The sequence below is a fragment of the Streptosporangium sp. NPDC049376 genome (genome assembly GCF_044466505.1).
Classification (GTDB): Bacteria; Actinomycetota; Actinomycetes; order Streptosporangiales; family Streptosporangiaceae; genus Streptosporangium.
Genome location: NZ_JBITMT010000010.1, coordinates 208,510 through 224,040 on the forward strand (window position 1 = coordinate 208,510; position 15,531 = coordinate 224,040).

Here is a 15,531-nt window from a genome sequence, read left to right on the forward strand (position 1 = left end):
GACAAGGACATCCAGGCCGGGGACCTCCACGAAGGAGCTCCGAAACGGCAAGTCGATTTCAAGTCGCGAGCGCCACGCTGACGTCCTTATGAAGAGACGACGCGACATGAGCAGGCGAGTGCTCCTCCTGAGCAGTGCCCTGACCTTGTGCGCCGGACTGCTCGGGACGACCCCGGCCGCCGCCTCGGCATCCGCCGGGGTCGCGGTGAGTGTGGCCAAGGTCAGGGCCACGCCCGCCAAGCAGTCCGGCGCCTGCCCGACGACGGTCGGCTTCTCGGCCGTGCTTTCGGCCAAGGGCAAGGGAACGGTCCGCTACCGCTGGGTACGCGGGGACGGCAGCAAGGGTGCGTTCAAGACCGCCAAGGTACGAGGCGCCAAGCGGATCGTGGTCAAGGACCGGCAGACGTTCGAGCGAAGCACGTCCGGTTGGCAGGCGGTGCAGGTGGCCGGACGCAAGGGTCTGTCGGCCAAGGCGCGTTTCACCGTGACCTGCGCCGGGCCTCTCATCGTCTACGACAACAGGCACCCGCTACCGCCCAGCGGTGAGACCGCGCCCGTCGAGGCGGCCGCCTCCGTGACCGCGAGCCCCGCCTCGCACAACGGTGCCTGCCCGGTCACCGTGACCTTCACCGGCACCCTCCAGGTCTCCCGCGTGCCCGCCAAGGCCTCCTACCAGTGGGTCGACGACGCCGAAGGCGAGAGCGCGCCGCAGACCGCCGAGTTCGGCAGGAACGACCCGCGCACCCGCACCGTGTCGCTGACCCTGCCGGTCACTAACTCCCGCTCGGGCTGGAAGGCGATCCGCGTGCTGGGCGAGCACGGCCACGACTCCGGCCGCGCCACCTATTCGGTCACCTGCCAGCGGCAGGAGAGCCCCGTGGACGTGGCGGTGGAGGCCGAGTGGACAGAGTACGCGGGACGCTGTCCCACGACGACCAACATCTACGGAGCGCGGCTCAAGGCCAAGACGGGACCGCTGGACGTGACGTTCCGCTGGCTCGATGACAAGGGCAACGCGGGCGAGGTCCAGACGGCGCACTTCACCAAGAACCGGGAGGTCCGGTACGCGGACAGCCTGCAGCGCGGCTACGAGGCGTCGGCCGAGGGCTGGCACGGCATCGAGATCCTCACTCCGGTCAGGCACGTCGTCACGTATCCCTACCGCGTGACCTGCGACCAAGACGAACCCGCGATCCGCTGGGCCAACCTCCCGATACCCTACGTCGAGCACGATGACTGCGGGAACGGAGTCCAGTACGGAGGCAAGGGCCGCATCGAGCTCCCGGCCGGGCCGGCCAGAGACCTCTCCTGGACCGTGCTGTTCGACGGCGTCCGTGTGGACACCGGCACCCTGACCTTCCCCGGCGGCACCGGCACCCGTTACGACGTCACCCCTTCGGTCCTCATCGCCGAGCTGAACAAGAGCGGCACTCATCACGTCACGATCAGGGCGGGTAACGCCTCGATGACCACCAGGATCGTCCTGGTCTGCGTCTGAACAGGGAGGTTCGAGAGGCGGCACTCGCACGAGTGCCGCCTTCTCCACGTGACGGAAGTCCGGACCCACCGCGCCGCAGGCCGCCTCCGCCCGGTGCGTGATCGGCTACCTGAGAGCCGTCCTCCTGGTCGCGGTACGGGCCCAGGAGGACCGGGAACCGACCGAGGAGCCGGTCAGGCGCCTGGTGGCGCGGTCGTGCCACCAGGTCAGCCCGTTCTCGGCGGCCAGGAGGCGCAGCCTGTCGAGATGTCCGGCGATTTCCTCCGTCTGCCCGGTCGCCGACGCCAGCAGCGCCAGGTACCAGTCCACCGGCCCCATGCACCCGGCCGCCGGTAGCGCGGAGATCCGCCCGCTGTAGGGAAGCAGCGATTCGTACAGGGAACGGCACTGGTGGGGATGCCCGAGCGCCGCCGCCGCGGCGGCCCGCAAGCAGACCGCGGACAACCAGGATTCGCCGAGCGGCGGCCGAACCACGCTCGGCGTCAGGGCGTCGCCGGTACGGCCTCGCACGTCATGACCGAGCGCGGGATACGCGCTCCGCGTCGCCTCAACGACCAGGTCGGCCGCGGCCACCGTACCTCGGTGGTAGCTCAGCGGGAGGCGGCCTGCGTGCGCCGTGGGGACGGCGTGCCATACGCCCAGGTGCCCGGCCTGTTCTTCGGCGTCGGCGTACAGGACGTCGGCTTCGTCGAAGCGGCCGTCGAGCGTCAGCCGGCTCGCCCGCCACAGGGTGTGCTGGAAGCGTGGCCATGGGAACGGATGACGCCGCAGCAGGGCGTCACAACGAGCGGCGGCGACGTCGGCGCCGACCACGTCGAACGTCTCCAGAAGACGGTGCGCGTCCATCATGCAGGCCAGCAGCTCGTAGGCGGGCTCATGAGCGGACGACCGATACAGCTCGTCGGCGATCCGCGTCAGTTCGGACGCCTGGAGTCGTCCCGGGAGGGAGAGGTAACGGGCGTTGAGCGCCCGTCGCAGCAGAGCGGGGTCCTCCAGGCGGCGGGCCACGGCGACGGCCTCGGCGGACAGGGAGTCGCAGCGGGCTTCGGCGCCGTCGTCGCAGAGCTCCTGCGCCAGCCCTGCCAGGAGCAGCGCGCGCTCCGGGCCGTCGGTGCGCGGCAGCTCGCCCAGCACGCTCTCGAAGCGGCGCACCAGAGACAGGTCCACCTTTCCGTACGGGTCACGCAGCGGCCACAAGGCCGGCACGTCGAACGCGACGAGAGCACGCACCAGCTGTTCCGTGGCTCCCGTGCGATCGGCTGCGCGGACGGCCGCGGCCCTGGCCCGGCGAGCTCCGATCGGGTCACCGGCCTGCGACAATGCGCGCACCTGCCGCAGCAGCAGCTCGACGTGTTCGGCCGGGTCACCGCCTGAGACGTCGTGCGCGACGACGGCGTGTCCCATCCAGGTCGCCGCCTCGGCGTACGCCCCGCGCAGTTCGGCCTGGTCGGCGGCGGCCACCGACCAGCGCGCCGCCTCCCCCGACGCCGCCGGTCCGGACTGCACCGCGTGGTGGGCGATGACCGCCACATCGGTCCCGGGCCGGGCGGCCAGGGCGGCGGCCACGTCCCGGTGGACGGCGGCCTTGCGCAACGGCGGCAGGTCCTGGACCAGCGCCTCACGCACCAGGTCGTGTCCGAACGCCAGCCGCCCCTGCCCGGCCTCCAGCAAGCCCGATCGAACCGCCTGATCGAGCAGGTCGTAGGCGTCCGCCCCGATCACCTCGCCCACCACCGCGGGATCGAACTCCCTGCCGATCACCCCGGCGACCGCCAGCACGTGCCCCATCTCGCCCCGCGCGTTCATCCGCGTCCGCACCAGCTCGATCACCGACTGCGGAACCTCGTCGGGGTTCCCGTCGAACAGCTTCACCGTCTCGCGCAGGCAGAACGGGTTGCCGCCCGTGCGATCGGTCATCCGCGCCACCGCCTCCTCGCTGAGCTCCACCCCCAGGTTCGCCGCGAGCTCCTGTACGGCGGCGGGGCCGAGCCCGGTGAGGCGCACCCGCGTCAGGTCGTAGGGCACCAGCGGAACCAGCGGGTCGTCCATTCCGCTCCTGGACGCCGCCACCAGAGTGACGGCGCCGCCCCGCACGAGCACGACGAGATCCGCGAGCAGGTCGAGGGAGGCCCGGTCGGCCCACTGCAGGCCGTCCAGGATGATGACGAGCGGGCGCTCCTGTGAGGCGGCGACCAGCCACCGGGCGATCGCCTGGTTCCTGCGGGCCAGGGGCTCAGTCACGTCGTCCGGGCACTCACCGCCGAGGAGGCCGGCGAGCGCCCGCCGGTCCGGCGGCGGGTAATGGCGGGCGAGCGCCTCGAAGACCTGCCTCCAGAGCCACAGTGGGGGAAGGCCCTCCGTGTCGCGGCGGCCGGTGTCCTGGCAGCGGCCCCACACAACGAACTGGCCGAGCAGTGACGCGCATCGCTCGGCGAACTCCTCCAGCAGGCGGGTCTTGCCGATCCCCCGTTCGCCACTGACCGACGCCACCGCCAGGCCCGTAAGCACGGCCTGTCCTGGCAACGCGAGCAAGGTCGAGAGTTGCTCGCCGCGGCCGTACAACCGGTCAGGCGGCTGCGGCCCGGTCAGCGCCACCGCCATGTCGACGGCGGAGTTCAGCCCGTCGGCTTGGCGCAGGATGTCCTCCTCCAGCGAGCGGAGCTCAGGCCCGGGGTCGACTCCGAGCTCGTCGGCCAGTATGTGGCGCGCTCGTCGCAGCACGGCCAGCGCGTCCCCTTGGCGGCCGGTGCGGTAGAGGGCCAGTGCGAGCAGGCACCACAGGCGCTCGCGCAGCGGATTGGTGATCACCTCACCCTCCAGCTCCGTGATCACAGACTGGGGACGGCCCAGTTCAAGCAGCGCACGGGCGCGCCGCTCGACGGCCACCAGCCGCGACTCACGCAGCCGGCTCACCTCGGCCACCGCCCACAGCTGATCGCCGAACTCCTCGTACGGCGAGCCTCGCCACATGCCCAGTGCCTCGTCGGCGGCGGCGAGTTCCTCCATCGGGGAGTGGCGTTCGGCCATGCCCACCAGTTCGGTGAACCGGTCGGCGTCCACGCTCTGGGCGGCCAGCAGATAACCGGGCTGCCGGGCGATCAGCACCTTGGCCTGGCCACGCCTGCCTCTGGACGGCTCAAGCGCCCGGCGCAGGTGCGAGATGAAGGAGTGCAGCGTGGACATGGCACCAGGTGAGGCGGCATCGCCGTACAGGTCATCGATCAGAGTCTCCGCGGACACCACGGAGCCGTGTGCGATCAGCAGCCGGGCCAGTACCGCTCGAAGGCGTGGACCGCCGATCCGGATCGGCGTCCCATCGTCCGCACGAACCTCCATGGGCCCCAGAACTCGAAAATCCACCTTGAACCGCTCGCACTTCTCTCTACTGGAAAGGCCCCGCGCGGCGTGCCCGAGGGCCGAACCTCGGCCCCGCGGTGCTCGGCGGGCCGGCATCGTCGTGGCTCTTGTCATCTTCTTGCGACCACCCGCTGACGGTCTTCCAGCCGATCGCAACCTCTCGGCGGTGGGATCGCGGAACGCGTCACCGGCGCCCGAGCCCTGGTGAGGGCGTTGGAGCAGGGCGCGGGTCACGCACCGGCCCGCTCGCGCCGCAGTACGCGCACGCCGGCGACCGCGAGCGGCAGGAACATCAGGGTGAAGACCGTGCCCGCCACATATGTCAGGTGGATCGGGATGAACATCATTCCGACGAAGGCCGCGACGTAGACCACGGTGAGCCACCATCCGGCCACGCCCGCTCGGGCGAGCCCCACGCTGAGGGCCAGCAGGCCGAGGAAGGCGAAGATCTCCGTGCCGCTCCACAGCGGCATGAACGCGGCCTTGTCCACGGCGTCGGACAGGCGCACCGCGGCGTCCATCTCAAGCTGCCGGCCCAGGATCATGCGCCACCAGTCGTCCCGCACGGCGCCGGACACGTTCAGCATGCTCACCGCGGCGGCCAGCGCCCCGGCCACCGTGAGCAGGCGGCCCCTGCGCCCGCGCACCAGCCCGGGCACGGCCAGCGCGCCCAGCGCGCCCACGAGCAGTCCGTAGTGCAGCAGGATCGCCGACAGCTCGGTCAGGAAGAAGTCGCGGGCCAGTGCGGTGACGTAGTCGGCGGTCGAGTCGGAACTCTGCGGCGGGCAGGTCATCATCCCGGCGAACACCAGCACGGGCCCGGCGACCAGCGCGACGCCACCGGCCGGCCGCAGGAACCGGGCCGTAGGCTCCGCGACGCGGGCCTCGGTCTCCGGGGATGGGGTGAGGGGGGTCATCTCTTACCTCCTGGTGCTTTTCTTGGCGGGCCTCACCCTCTCGCCGGGACGGGGACCGGCGGATCAGCCATCGCGCACCGTGACGGGTCCCCTTCGGGGCGGACCCGCCCACGGCCGGGTCCGCTGTTCGACGGATGCCCCGAGCTGCCAGGGTCCGTCGTTTGGCGGAGTCGGCGGGCGGCGAGCGTGGTTACGATCGGTGGTCATGACGATGAGCCGGCTGAGGAACGTACGCCTCATCCCGATGGTGTTCGGACCTCTGGTCGCCGCACTGGCCGTGGCGGAGGTCCGGCTGGACGACTTCTTCGACGCGACCTCCACGGCCGTCTGGGTCTCGGGCGTGGTGATGGGCGTCGGCCTGGTACCCGCGGCCTGGTGGCCGCTGGCGGGCACGGTCGTCGCAGCCGCCTGCCTGCCGGTGGGCATGGTGGTGTTCGGCGCGCCCGGAGTCAGCGGCGCGACGATGCTCGGGTTGCTCGGGGCGGTCGCCTGGGCGGGCTGGCGCGAGCCACGGTGGCGTTCGGTCGTGGCGCTGTGCGTCGCGGGTGCGTCCTTCGCCGGTACCGCCGCCGTCACGGCCTCACCGTGGGAGCTGCTGTTCGTGCCCTTGATCCTGCTGCCGGGCTGGTCCATGGGGCTGCTGGCGCGGCGCAACGGCGAGCGGGCCGTCAAGCTGGCCGAGCTCGCGGCCGCCCTCGACGCCCAGAGCGAGGTCGTCGCCAAGGCCGCCGTCGTGCAGGAGCGTACGCACATCGCCCGGGAGGTGCACGACGCGGTCGCTCACTCGGTCAGCGTGATGACCCTGCAACTCGGCGCGCTGCGCAGACTGCTCGCCGACCGCCCTGCCGAGCAGGAGGTCGTGGCCGGGCTGGAGCGTCTCGGGCGGCAGACCGTCGAGGAGATGCGCGGCCTGGTGGGCATCCTGCGCGAACGCGTCGACGGCGAGCCGCTCGCCCTCATGCCGTCGCTGGCCCGGCTCGACGAGTTGATCGCCGACGTACGCGCCGCGGGGCTGGCCGTCGCCCTCGACGTCCCCTCCGACCTGCCCCGGTTGCCGCCGGTGCTGGACGTCACCGCGTACCGGGTGCTCCAGGAGGCGTTGACCAACGTGTTGCAGCACGCGGGCGGAGCGCCTGCTTCGGTCGCCATCGGTTACACCGACCGGGCGCTCACCATGGAAGTGCACAACGCCCCCGCTCCCGTCCCTTCGGGGAGCGGGACGCGGGCCAGGACGGCGAAGGCCCGCGACAGCCTCGCTCCCGCCACCCCGCCCAACGGGAGGCGGACCGGCCACGGCCTGGTCGGCATGCGGGAACGGCTGGCGATGGTCCAGGGCAGTCTGCACACCGGCCCGGAGCCGGACGGCGGCTTCGCCGTACGCGCCCGGTTCCCTCTCCCCCGAGTCTGACAAGGACGGCACGATGCCGATCACCGTGGTCCTCGTCGACGACGAGGCGATGATCCGTACCGGCCTGCGGCTGGTGCTCAGCGGCGAGCCCGACATCGAGGTCGTCGGCGAGGCGTCCGACGGGGCCGAGGCCCTCGAACTCGTCGCACGCACCCGTCCGGACGTCGTGCTCATCGACGTGCGCATGCCGCGCATGAACGGGTTGGAGGCGTCCCACCGGCTCGTCCGCGACCACCCGGACAGCAAGGTCATCGTGCTGACGACCTTCGACGAGGACGAGTACGTCACCGCGGCGCTGCGTGCCGGGGTGAGCGGTTTCCTGCTGAAGGTCGCGCCGCCCGAGCAACTGGTCACCGCGCTGAGGACGGTCGCGGCCGGCGACGGGCTGCTCGATCCGGCCGTCACGCTGCGGGTGATCGCCGCGTTCGCCGACTGGCCCGCCTCCGCGAGGGGCACGGGCCGGCCGAGCGAGCTCGACACGCTCACCGGCCGCGAGACGGACGTGCTGAAGCTTCTCGCGCGAGGGCTGACCAACATCCAGATCGCCGGCCGGCTCCACCTGGGCGAGGCCACCGTCAAGACCCACCTGTCCCGGATCCTGATGAAGCTCGGCCTGACCACGCGTGTGCAGGCGGCGGTCTACGCCTACGAGAGCGGACTGGTTCGCCCCGGCGAACAGCGCGACTGACGGAGGCCACCCACGTGGACCCGAGAGCGGCGCGGACACCTGCGCCACGGGACGCGCACACACGGCCCGTGGCCGCGGATCCCCGGCCGGCCGTCGGGATCGGATCGCCTGACCTGCGCGGAGCGTCCTCTCAAGCCATTTCAAGATCATCACAAGTCGTGCCGGGCATCCTCCTCTCACAGCGAACCAAGAGAGAGGAAGACCTTTGCACATCAAGCCGCGTACCACGCTTGACGACATCACCGCGATCGGCGCAGAACTGGACGAGAGCGAGCTCAGCAGCGTCACCGGGGGCATCTATCCCGACGAGGTGACGGTCGTCTACCTGCCGTGGCAGCGCCAGCTCGACTGATTCCCATGAGGTACCGGCCGCCGTCCACGCGACGCGGAGGGCGGCGGCCCCTCACCCGTCCACCAAGGAGTTTCGTGTCGTCACCGCATGTCCTCGTTCTCACCCGTGATGGTGACGGCCACGCCGACCGCGTCAGGGAGTCTCTGGTACGGCGCGGTGTCCGAAGCACGGTCTTCGACAACGCGGACTATCCCGCCCGGTCGTGTGTCGAGCTGGCTCACGACAGTCGAGGGCTCACCCGGCGGGTGTTGTACACCGAGTCGGGTCCTCTCGACCTGGACGTGGTGACCGCCGTGTGGTGGCGCCGCCCGCGGCCGCCCGCGGCGCATCCCGACCTCACCGACCCGGCCGTGGCCGCCCACACCGCCCAGGAGGCCGCCACCATGCTGTCGGGGCTCTGGGAATCCCTGCCATGCCGTACGGTGCCCGGACGGGAGTCGGCGCTCACGCGTGCCCGGCACAAACCAACCCAGCTCACTCTGGCGGCCGAGTTGGGGTTCGAGATCCCGGAGACGCTGATCACGGGCCGGGCGGAGGCCTTGTGGGACTTCCACAACCGGCACGACGGGCACATCATCACCAAGCCCATGAATCTGCCGTGGGTGGAGGATCTGGCCGCCGGGCACACGGTCATCCGCAAGTGCGAGTTCGTCTCGGGGCGGGATGTGGCCTACGCAGCGGGACTGCGGTTCTGTCCAGTCATCGCACAGCCGTACGTGCCCAAGAAGATCGAGCTGCGCGTCACGGTGGTCGGGCGGCGGGTGTTCGCGGCCGAGATCCACTCCCAGGACAGCAACCGGGCCGGCATGGACTGGCGACGTTATGATCTTGGCGCCACCCGGCACGCCGTCCACCCGCTTCCGGACGAGGTCGCCGATCGGTGCGTCGCGCTGACCCAGCGTCTCGGTCTCGTCTACGGCGCCGTCGATCTGATCCTGACGCCGGACGGCCGGTACGTGTTCCTGGAGATCAACCCCAATGGCCAGTGGTTGTGGATCGAGGACCTGACCGGCCTGCCGATCAGCGAGGCGCTCTGTGACCTGCTGGTCGCGCCGTGACGGATACGAAGACGAAAGAACCTGACGTGCTCTCATCCGAGTTGCTCGGCCACGCGCTGGACTGGCTGCGCGAACTGGACGGCGTACCGCCGGAGAAAGCCCGTGACCTGTTGACGAGCCTGCGTGCCCGCCACCCGGAGACCCCGATGCGACTGCTCTGGCAGCGCGAGGCCGCGACCGACGACCACCACTACGACCTGCTGTTCCCCACCTCGCGAGGAACGGTTTCGCTGTCCTTCGCGCCGGACCGCGCCATCCCCTGGCCTCTGCGTGGTGGCCAGCGTTCCGGGGACCACCTCGTGCTGCGCGTCGACGGTGTCGACGTGACCTGGGAGAAGGCCGTCTCGGTGCTCGATGTCCTGTGGGAGGACACGGACCTGGCCCGCCGTCTGGTCGACGTCACCGTCGTCGACCATGTCCTGGCCGCCAGGGACACGACCCTGCCCGCCGACCGTCTCCAGCAGGCGATGGACGCCTTCCGCCGGGCCCGTGGCCTGCTGACCGCTGAGGCCGCGCGGCGCTGGATGGCCGAGCGCGGCCTGAGCCACACCCGCCTGGAGGAGATCGTGGCCGGTGAGGCGGCGGTGGCCGACCTGCGCCGAGAGATGGCCGAAGGCCGTGTGGAGAGGTGTTTCGCCACCCGTCACACCGACTTCGACCGTCTGCGCGTGGTCAGGTTCCGTTACGCCGACGCCGGACACGCCGCGTCCACCGCCGCGCTGCTACGGGAGGGGCGGACAGATCCGGGCACGCTGGCGGTGCAGGAGTTGTTGGCGGGAACAGCCACGAGCCGGATGGAGACGAACGACAGGGCCTCACTGACCGCTCTTTTCGGCCCCTCGACCGAACGGGCCGCCGCCGGTGAGGTGCTCGGCCCCGCCCCGCTTCCGGACGGCGGGCTCTGCGTCGCGCACGTGCTGGCGGTGGAGTCCGCGGTGCTGGACGAGCCGCTCCGGGAATTCATCGAGCGGCGGATCTTCGAGGACTGGCTCGCGGCGCGGCGGCGGGAAGTCCACCTGGAGTGGTTCTGGGGCAGCAGGGTCCGTACGGACGCGCTCGACGCCGACCTGAGCGCGTAACCGTCCACGGCCGAGGGCATACCACGGTGGCCGTACCCTTCCACTTCGCTCGCCCGTGCCGGGCCTGTACCGCTTCGGACCTCGTCACCATGTCCTGGACCGCCTTGATCGATCGCTTGGAACGGGCGGCGAATCGTCCAGGCGACATCGGGCGTCCGCTCGACCGAGGTTCGCGTCCACAGGGGCATAACCCGGGGCCCCGCGCGAGGACGGCGGAGAAGGGGGTGAGCCCCGGGGTGGCCGGGCCTGGTGGAGTGGTCTGGTTTTGGGCGTGGCAGTGGAGGCGTTCCAGCTTCTCTGAAATTGAATTCGAATGGATTAAAACGACTCCCGGTCCGGATAAAAATCTATTTTCGATCGCAATCTTGGCCGTTTCGTACACCATGGTGTATATCTATGTACTGCCATTCTTCACCTGCATCCCCTTTCCCCCTCCCGTGACATGTTGGGCACGTCACGGGCCTTCCACCAGGAGAGCGACATGAAGAAAGCAGTCGATCCGACCATCGTGAGCACACCGGCCGCCACGTCGTCCGCGATATTCGGAACGTTTTCAGAAAAGCATGAAAATCGCGCCGGCAACCTCAGAAACAATGGCGGAGAAGGCTCTATCACCACACAATCCCGCAACGGGGCCGAGCAACCCGCCGTCGGAGTCCGCGGAGACATCGGGAAAGCGAGCGCTCCCGGCGCACGGAGAATCTCCCGGTCGGGGAACCGCTCCGTCAGGAGACCCATCGGCACCCAGTGGACCCTCGCCTAGGACGACCGCCGGGTAGAAGGCCTGGTAAGCCGGTCACCGTACCCCACAGGATGGCGGTGACCGGCGTTCGTGTGAGGGGGGTCATGCGCGCGTGAGAGTGGGCAAACGGTATGGCCGCGAACGTGAGTGTTCGAGGGCCGCCGGAACGCTCGGCGCGGCCGGGCGGACGCGGGACCCGTGAGGCGGTGAGGGTTGACGCGACCGCTGTGACCAGCGTGAACGGCGTATCCCGCCGGACGGGAGCCGGTCGGGCGCCGTCGGCCGTGCGCCGCACGGGACAGGCGATCGTGACGATGCGCGAACCATACAACGGGGATATGCAAAAGCGATGGCTCCTCATACCCCCGGGGCCCAGGGCAGTGTGGGGACGCTCGCTCTCCCCTCTCCCGAGGAGTCACATGAAACCAGACCGCGTGCCCTCCGCCGTCGCGACATTCGCGATGGTCTCCGTGGGCGTCATCCTGTACGGCGTGGCCGCTGCCCTGGCCGCTCCCGTCGGGGGTTCACGCCCGGCGCGCATCACCAATCCGGGTGTCGTGTGGCCGTTATGGTCGGCCTCACGTAACTACACGGCCGGCGATCTGGTCACCTGCGACGGCTGCACCTACAAGTGCGTCCAGGCCCACTCGTCGGCGGACGGTGGTGATCCGTCGACCACCCCCGCTCTGTGGCGGCTCATCACCTGATGACGCCCCGCCCGACCTCAGCACGGGCGGCTCGTGGATGAGCGTCACAGCCATGGGGTGAAGGCGGACGACCGGGCTTCCCGACCCGGTCGCCGCCTCCACCCCTCCCGTCCGGGCGGCCAACGGACCGGCTCCGCTGGTTCGCCGAAGACGCTCACCGGGGTGCCCTCCCCGGTGAGCGTCCAGGTATGACCGCCGGGGCCACCAGGACGGCGGTGGAGTACAGGCTTGAGGTCGGCGGCCGCCGCCCCCGCGGCTCTGGCGGCCACCCGATGCCGTCAGTCGCCGCCGCTCCCCACCGGCCCGAACGCGACGTTCCTCTCCTGCCGCAGGACCTTCCCGTCGGCCCCGTACGCCGTCACCGTGACGGGCGGCGAGTCCAGGACCACGGCCCCCGCCTTCCCGGTGCCCTCAGGGTCGCGCACCGGCCTCCCGATGATCCGTACGATGAAGAACCCGTTGGCGATCCGCGCGGACGTGCGCCGCCCGTCCGCCCAGTCGACCTCGACCCGCCGCACGGTGTCGCTGACCCGCCCGGTGACGACCCGGTACACGTCGTCCTTCTGGATCCGCTGCTCGCCGACCGCGGACGAATGCGTGTGGCTGGTGTACGCGTCCACCCGCAGGTCGCCGGAGAACCCGGCCAGGTCCCCGGGCGGCCGGAACCCCCAGTAGGTGAAGACCGCGCGCTCGGCCATGTCCTTCTGATCGGTCGGCGTGCAGAGCACGAAACCGGCGACACTGCCCACCAGGGCGGTGGTCCCTCCCTTGTCCCGGTACTCCACCAGCACCCGGAAGTCGTCAACCGCCCCGTGCTCGGTGATCCGCCGGTTCCCGTCCATGTTGTGCACGGGCCCGCCCTGGGGCATGCACTCGCGTACGAACCGCAACTGCTCGGGGGTGTTGTCCGGCAGGGCCGCCACACTGGCCCCGGTGTTCGGGCCGGAGGTGTCCGGGAAGGGCAGGACCACTGCCGCCACCACGGTGGCGGCCACCGTGGCGGTCACGGTCACCGCCATGAGTCCGGCGACCGACCACGTCCGGCGCCGACGCCGGACGAGAGCCCGCGTGGCGTAGGCCAGCGGGTCCACGGGGACGGCCTCGTCGGCCATCAGGCGCAGCTCTTCGGCGATCCGCCGTTCGTCGATGGTCACTGCAGGCCCTCCAGGATGACGGTCTCGCCGACCAGTTCGCGCAGGCGGGCGACGGCTTGATGGGTCTGGCTGCGTACGGTGCCCACCGAGCAGCCCATGATCTTGGCGACCTCGGACTCCGGGAGGTCCTCGTAGTAGCGCAGCACCAGCACCGCCCGTTTGCGCGCGGGCAGGACCCGTAACGCCTCGGCCAGCGTGACGCGGGTCTCCACCTCGGAGGTGCGGTCGGCCACACCGTGATCGGGAGGCGCTTCGAGCACCCGTTCACGGCCCCAGCGTGGGCTGCGCCACCGCCCGACCTGTTCGTGGTACACGACCCGGCGCACGTACGCCTCCGGGTTGGCTCGGATGCGCCGCCAGTGGGCGGCCGTCTTGGCCAGCGCCGTCTGCAGCAGGTCCTCGGCGGCGTGCCGGTCGTTGGTCAGAACGTAGGCGAGCCTGATCAGGCTGTCGGATCGGCCGGCGACGAACTCGGTGAAGTCGCGCTGATGGTCAGGGTGCAAGGGCTCTCCTCGTGTCTCGCACCCTTAGATGGAGGAGAGCTCACGGATCTATGGCGCGCGTCAGCCGGCACCGCCGATGCCCTGGAGGCGGAAGCCGGTAAGCGCCCCTGTGCGAACCGACCGTCAGGGCCACGTGGGAGGGGCGGCTCGCGCGAGCCGTCGTCCATGACGATACCGGCTCGATGGCCTGCCGTTCGGCGTCGGTGGCACCGCACACGCCCCGGAACACGCGGAGGCGGGGGTCGACCAGGATGGCGGTCTCGAACGGCCCGGCCCTTGGGCGCGGGCGGGATCAGGATGTTCCATGCCCCCGGCTGTGGCCTGTTTCTCAACGCCGCCTGCGAGGCGGTGTGGTACCGGTCGATGACGGCGGCTCCCGCATCGGATCGACCGTGCGTACCGCGGCCTGCCGGGCGCGCGTCCACGGGATCCGCACGGCCGGGGCCGTCGGCCGCTCACTCCTCGACCGGGTTCACGGGGGCCGACGAACTGGGGCCCCGCGCTGGGTGCCCGAGCGACCGTGGGCCGTACATCGGCCTGTTCTTCGAGGCTCTGGACCTGCCCGGGTCCCGCTCTTCGCGGAGCGGGACGCGGACGTGGTCAGAAGATCCCCGGGCCGGGGGTCAGGATGTGGTCGGGGTCGTACTTCGCCTTGCGGCGCACCAGGTCCGCCCACCGGTCGCCGTACTGGGCGCGCCAGTCGGCCCTGGTGAAGTCCTGGGAGCCGATGGGGTAGCGGGTCCCGCCGATCGCCCGCGCCTTGGCGTGCAGACGGCGGTTGCGCTCCAGCATCTCGGCGGTGAAGGCCGCGTCGGGGCCGGGCGCGGGAGAGGAGGTGAGGATGTCGAACAGGTAGACGTACTCGCTGTCGCCCGGCGGAACCCGGAAGAACGGCCTGGTCAGCTTGGCCCGCCGCTGCGGGAACAGGAAGCCGATGCCGGTCGGGGGGCCGTAGTCGCGGGCGGTGAGCGACGGCATGACCTCCGAGACGTAGGCCTCGGCCGACTCCCCGGGAAGCATGACGTCGAACCACGGCTTGATCAGGTCGTCCCAGGCGCACTGTCGCTGCCACAGCTCGATGACCGGGTCGTAGCGCTTCACCCACCCCAGGTAGGTGCTGTTCTCGATCTCCGCGGAGGCCGGGGAGACACTCAGGTCACGCAGCAGGCGCTGGTCGTTGGGCGGGGTGTCGGCGTCGTGGAAGACGACCACGTTGAGCTGGCAGGTGATGTTCGTGCCGTCGGGTACGGACATCAGCAGGTAGGAGCCGTCGACCTCGTTCCTGTCCAGCAGGATGTGCAGGTCGTCCCAGGCCCTCGCCACCTCGGTGACCGGGTAGCGGATCATGTAGTTGCGCGCCAGCGAGCGGGAGGGCACCAGGTCGAGCGTGGCGCGGGTGATCACGCCGCACTGGCCGAGACCGCCGAGCATCACCTCGAACAGGTCCCGCTCGCGGTCCATCGAGCACCGGTGCAGGCGGCCGTCGCCGGTGACGACCTCAAGCTCGCGGACGTGGTCGATCTGCACACCGAAGTTGTTCTGCGCGGGGACGCCGCCGACCGAGAGCGTTCCACCGACCGAGAGCCCGACGTAGGTGGTGAACAGCGGGGGCGTCAGACCGCGGGGCGCGGCGGCGTCGGCCGCCTCCCGCCACAGTGCGCCGGAGCCCACGGTGATGGAGTCGGGGCCGATCGAGTGGATGGCGGACAGCGACCGGTTCTCGATGATGAGACCGTCGGTGAGCCCCTGCCCGTGGGTCGAGTGCCCCTGGCCGCGGGTGGAGACCGGGATGCGGTGCTCGCGGCAGAAGCGGACCATTTTCTGGATGTCGCGGACGGACCCGGGCCGAAGCACCGCGCGGGGTAGGCGCTTCACGATCCTGCCGAGGTCACGGCCGTCGGCCTGACGGGTGGCGAGATCGGTGAGCAGGACGCCGTCCAGGTGAGGGATGCGCTGGAGTCCACCGGAGCCGGGACCGGTCGCCCACGCCCGCTCCACAGGATCGAAGCCGACAATGAGGGCGCTCGCACCGAGCGTGCCGAGGAATCGTCGTCGTGTAACCACGTTT

Annotated in this window: 12 protein-coding genes; 7 read left to right on the top strand and 5 right to left on the bottom strand. The window is 70.7% G+C overall.

Going from position 1 to position 15,531, the window contains the following annotated elements:
- Positions 1-106 precede the first annotated feature (106 nt).
- The gene (locus ACIBVQ_RS25040; protein ID WP_399180301.1) at positions 107-1,498 is read left to right on the top strand and encodes a hypothetical protein; all 1,392 of its coding nucleotides are present in this window, start codon (positions 107-109) and stop codon (positions 1,496-1,498) included.
- A gap of 105 nt (positions 1,499-1,603) precedes the next feature.
- Here the strand turns inward: ACIBVQ_RS25040 and ACIBVQ_RS25045 are convergent, their stop codons facing one another.
- On the bottom strand, positions 1,604-4,969 hold the full coding sequence (locus ACIBVQ_RS25045) for a BTAD domain-containing putative transcriptional regulator (RefSeq protein ID WP_399180303.1): 3,366 nt from the start codon (positions 4,967-4,969) through the stop codon (positions 1,604-1,606).
- Positions 4,970-5,085: 116 nt separating this feature from the next.
- Positions 5,086-5,772 (bottom strand): hypothetical protein, encoded by a 687-nt coding sequence (locus tag ACIBVQ_RS25050; protein ID WP_362913496.1) that lies wholly within the window; start codon positions 5,770-5,772, stop codon positions 5,086-5,088.
- Positions 5,773-5,977: 205 nt separating this feature from the next.
- On the opposite strand from ACIBVQ_RS25050, the gene ACIBVQ_RS25055 reads away from it, so the two are divergent.
- From ACIBVQ_RS25055 to ACIBVQ_RS25080, 6 genes are all read left to right on the top strand, one after another.
- A complete protein-coding gene (locus tag ACIBVQ_RS25055; RefSeq protein WP_399180305.1) occupies positions 5,978-7,180 on the top strand; it encodes a sensor histidine kinase in 1,203 nt (400 codons plus the stop codon).
- Between the two features lie 13 nt (positions 7,181-7,193).
- Positions 7,194-7,868, top strand: coding sequence for a response regulator (locus ACIBVQ_RS25060; RefSeq protein ID WP_399180307.1), 675 nt, complete (start codon positions 7,194-7,196; stop codon positions 7,866-7,868).
- 205 nt (positions 7,869-8,073) lie between these two features.
- On the top strand, positions 8,074-8,220 hold the full coding sequence (locus ACIBVQ_RS25065) for a hypothetical protein (protein WP_399180309.1): 147 nt from the start codon (positions 8,074-8,076) through the stop codon (positions 8,218-8,220).
- Between the two features lie 74 nt (positions 8,221-8,294).
- Positions 8,295-9,278 carry an MvdC/MvdD family ATP grasp protein gene (locus ACIBVQ_RS25070; RefSeq protein WP_399180311.1) on the top strand — a complete coding sequence of 328 codons (984 nt, stop codon included), beginning with the start codon at positions 8,295-8,297 and terminating at the stop codon, positions 9,276-9,278.
- Between the two features lie 26 nt (positions 9,279-9,304).
- On the top strand, positions 9,305-10,357 hold the full coding sequence (locus ACIBVQ_RS25075; RefSeq protein ID WP_399180313.1) for a TIGR04500 family putative peptide maturation system protein: 1,053 nt from the start codon (positions 9,305-9,307) through the stop codon (positions 10,355-10,357).
- 1,161 nt (positions 10,358-11,518) lie between these two features.
- Entirely contained in the window at positions 11,519-11,806 is a 288-nt protein-coding gene (locus tag ACIBVQ_RS25080) for a carbohydrate-binding protein (protein ID WP_352014484.1), read from the top strand.
- Between the two features lie 278 nt (positions 11,807-12,084).
- Here the strand turns inward: ACIBVQ_RS25080 and ACIBVQ_RS25085 are convergent, their stop codons facing one another.
- The 3 genes from ACIBVQ_RS25085 to ACIBVQ_RS25095 form a co-directional block, all read right to left on the bottom strand.
- On the bottom strand, positions 12,085-12,960 hold the full coding sequence (locus ACIBVQ_RS25085; RefSeq protein ID WP_399180315.1) for a hypothetical protein: 876 nt from the start codon (positions 12,958-12,960) through the stop codon (positions 12,085-12,087).
- A complete protein-coding gene (locus tag ACIBVQ_RS25090) occupies positions 12,957-13,463 on the bottom strand; it encodes a SigE family RNA polymerase sigma factor (protein ID WP_399180317.1) in 507 nt (168 codons plus the stop codon). The genes ACIBVQ_RS25085 and ACIBVQ_RS25090 overlap by 4 nt, the downstream gene beginning before the upstream one ends.
- A 600-nt stretch (positions 13,464-14,063) precedes the next feature.
- A complete protein-coding gene (locus tag ACIBVQ_RS25095) occupies positions 14,064-15,527 on the bottom strand; it encodes an FAD-binding protein (RefSeq protein WP_362913488.1) in 1,464 nt (487 codons plus the stop codon).
- Positions 15,528-15,531 lie beyond the last annotated feature (4 nt).

Bases quoted from the DNA above. Each gene is read 5' to 3' on its own strand.
- ACIBVQ_RS25040 (WP_399180301.1), top strand. From the start codon at position 107: ATGAGCAGGCGAGTGCTCCTCCTGAGCAGTGCCCTGACCTTGTGCGCC.
- ACIBVQ_RS25045 (WP_399180303.1), bottom strand. From the start codon at position 4,969: ATGACAAGAGCCACGACGATGCCGGCCCGCCGAGCACCGCGGGGCCGA.
- ACIBVQ_RS25050 (WP_362913496.1), bottom strand. From the start codon at position 5,772: ATGACCCCCCTCACCCCATCCCCGGAGACCGAGGCCCGCGTCGCGGAG.
- ACIBVQ_RS25055 (WP_399180305.1), top strand. From the start codon at position 5,978: ATGACGATGAGCCGGCTGAGGAACGTACGCCTCATCCCGATGGTGTTC.
- ACIBVQ_RS25060 (WP_399180307.1), top strand. From the start codon at position 7,194: ATGCCGATCACCGTGGTCCTCGTCGACGACGAGGCGATGATCCGTACC.
- ACIBVQ_RS25080 (WP_352014484.1), top strand. From the start codon at position 11,519: ATGAAACCAGACCGCGTGCCCTCCGCCGTCGCGACATTCGCGATGGTC.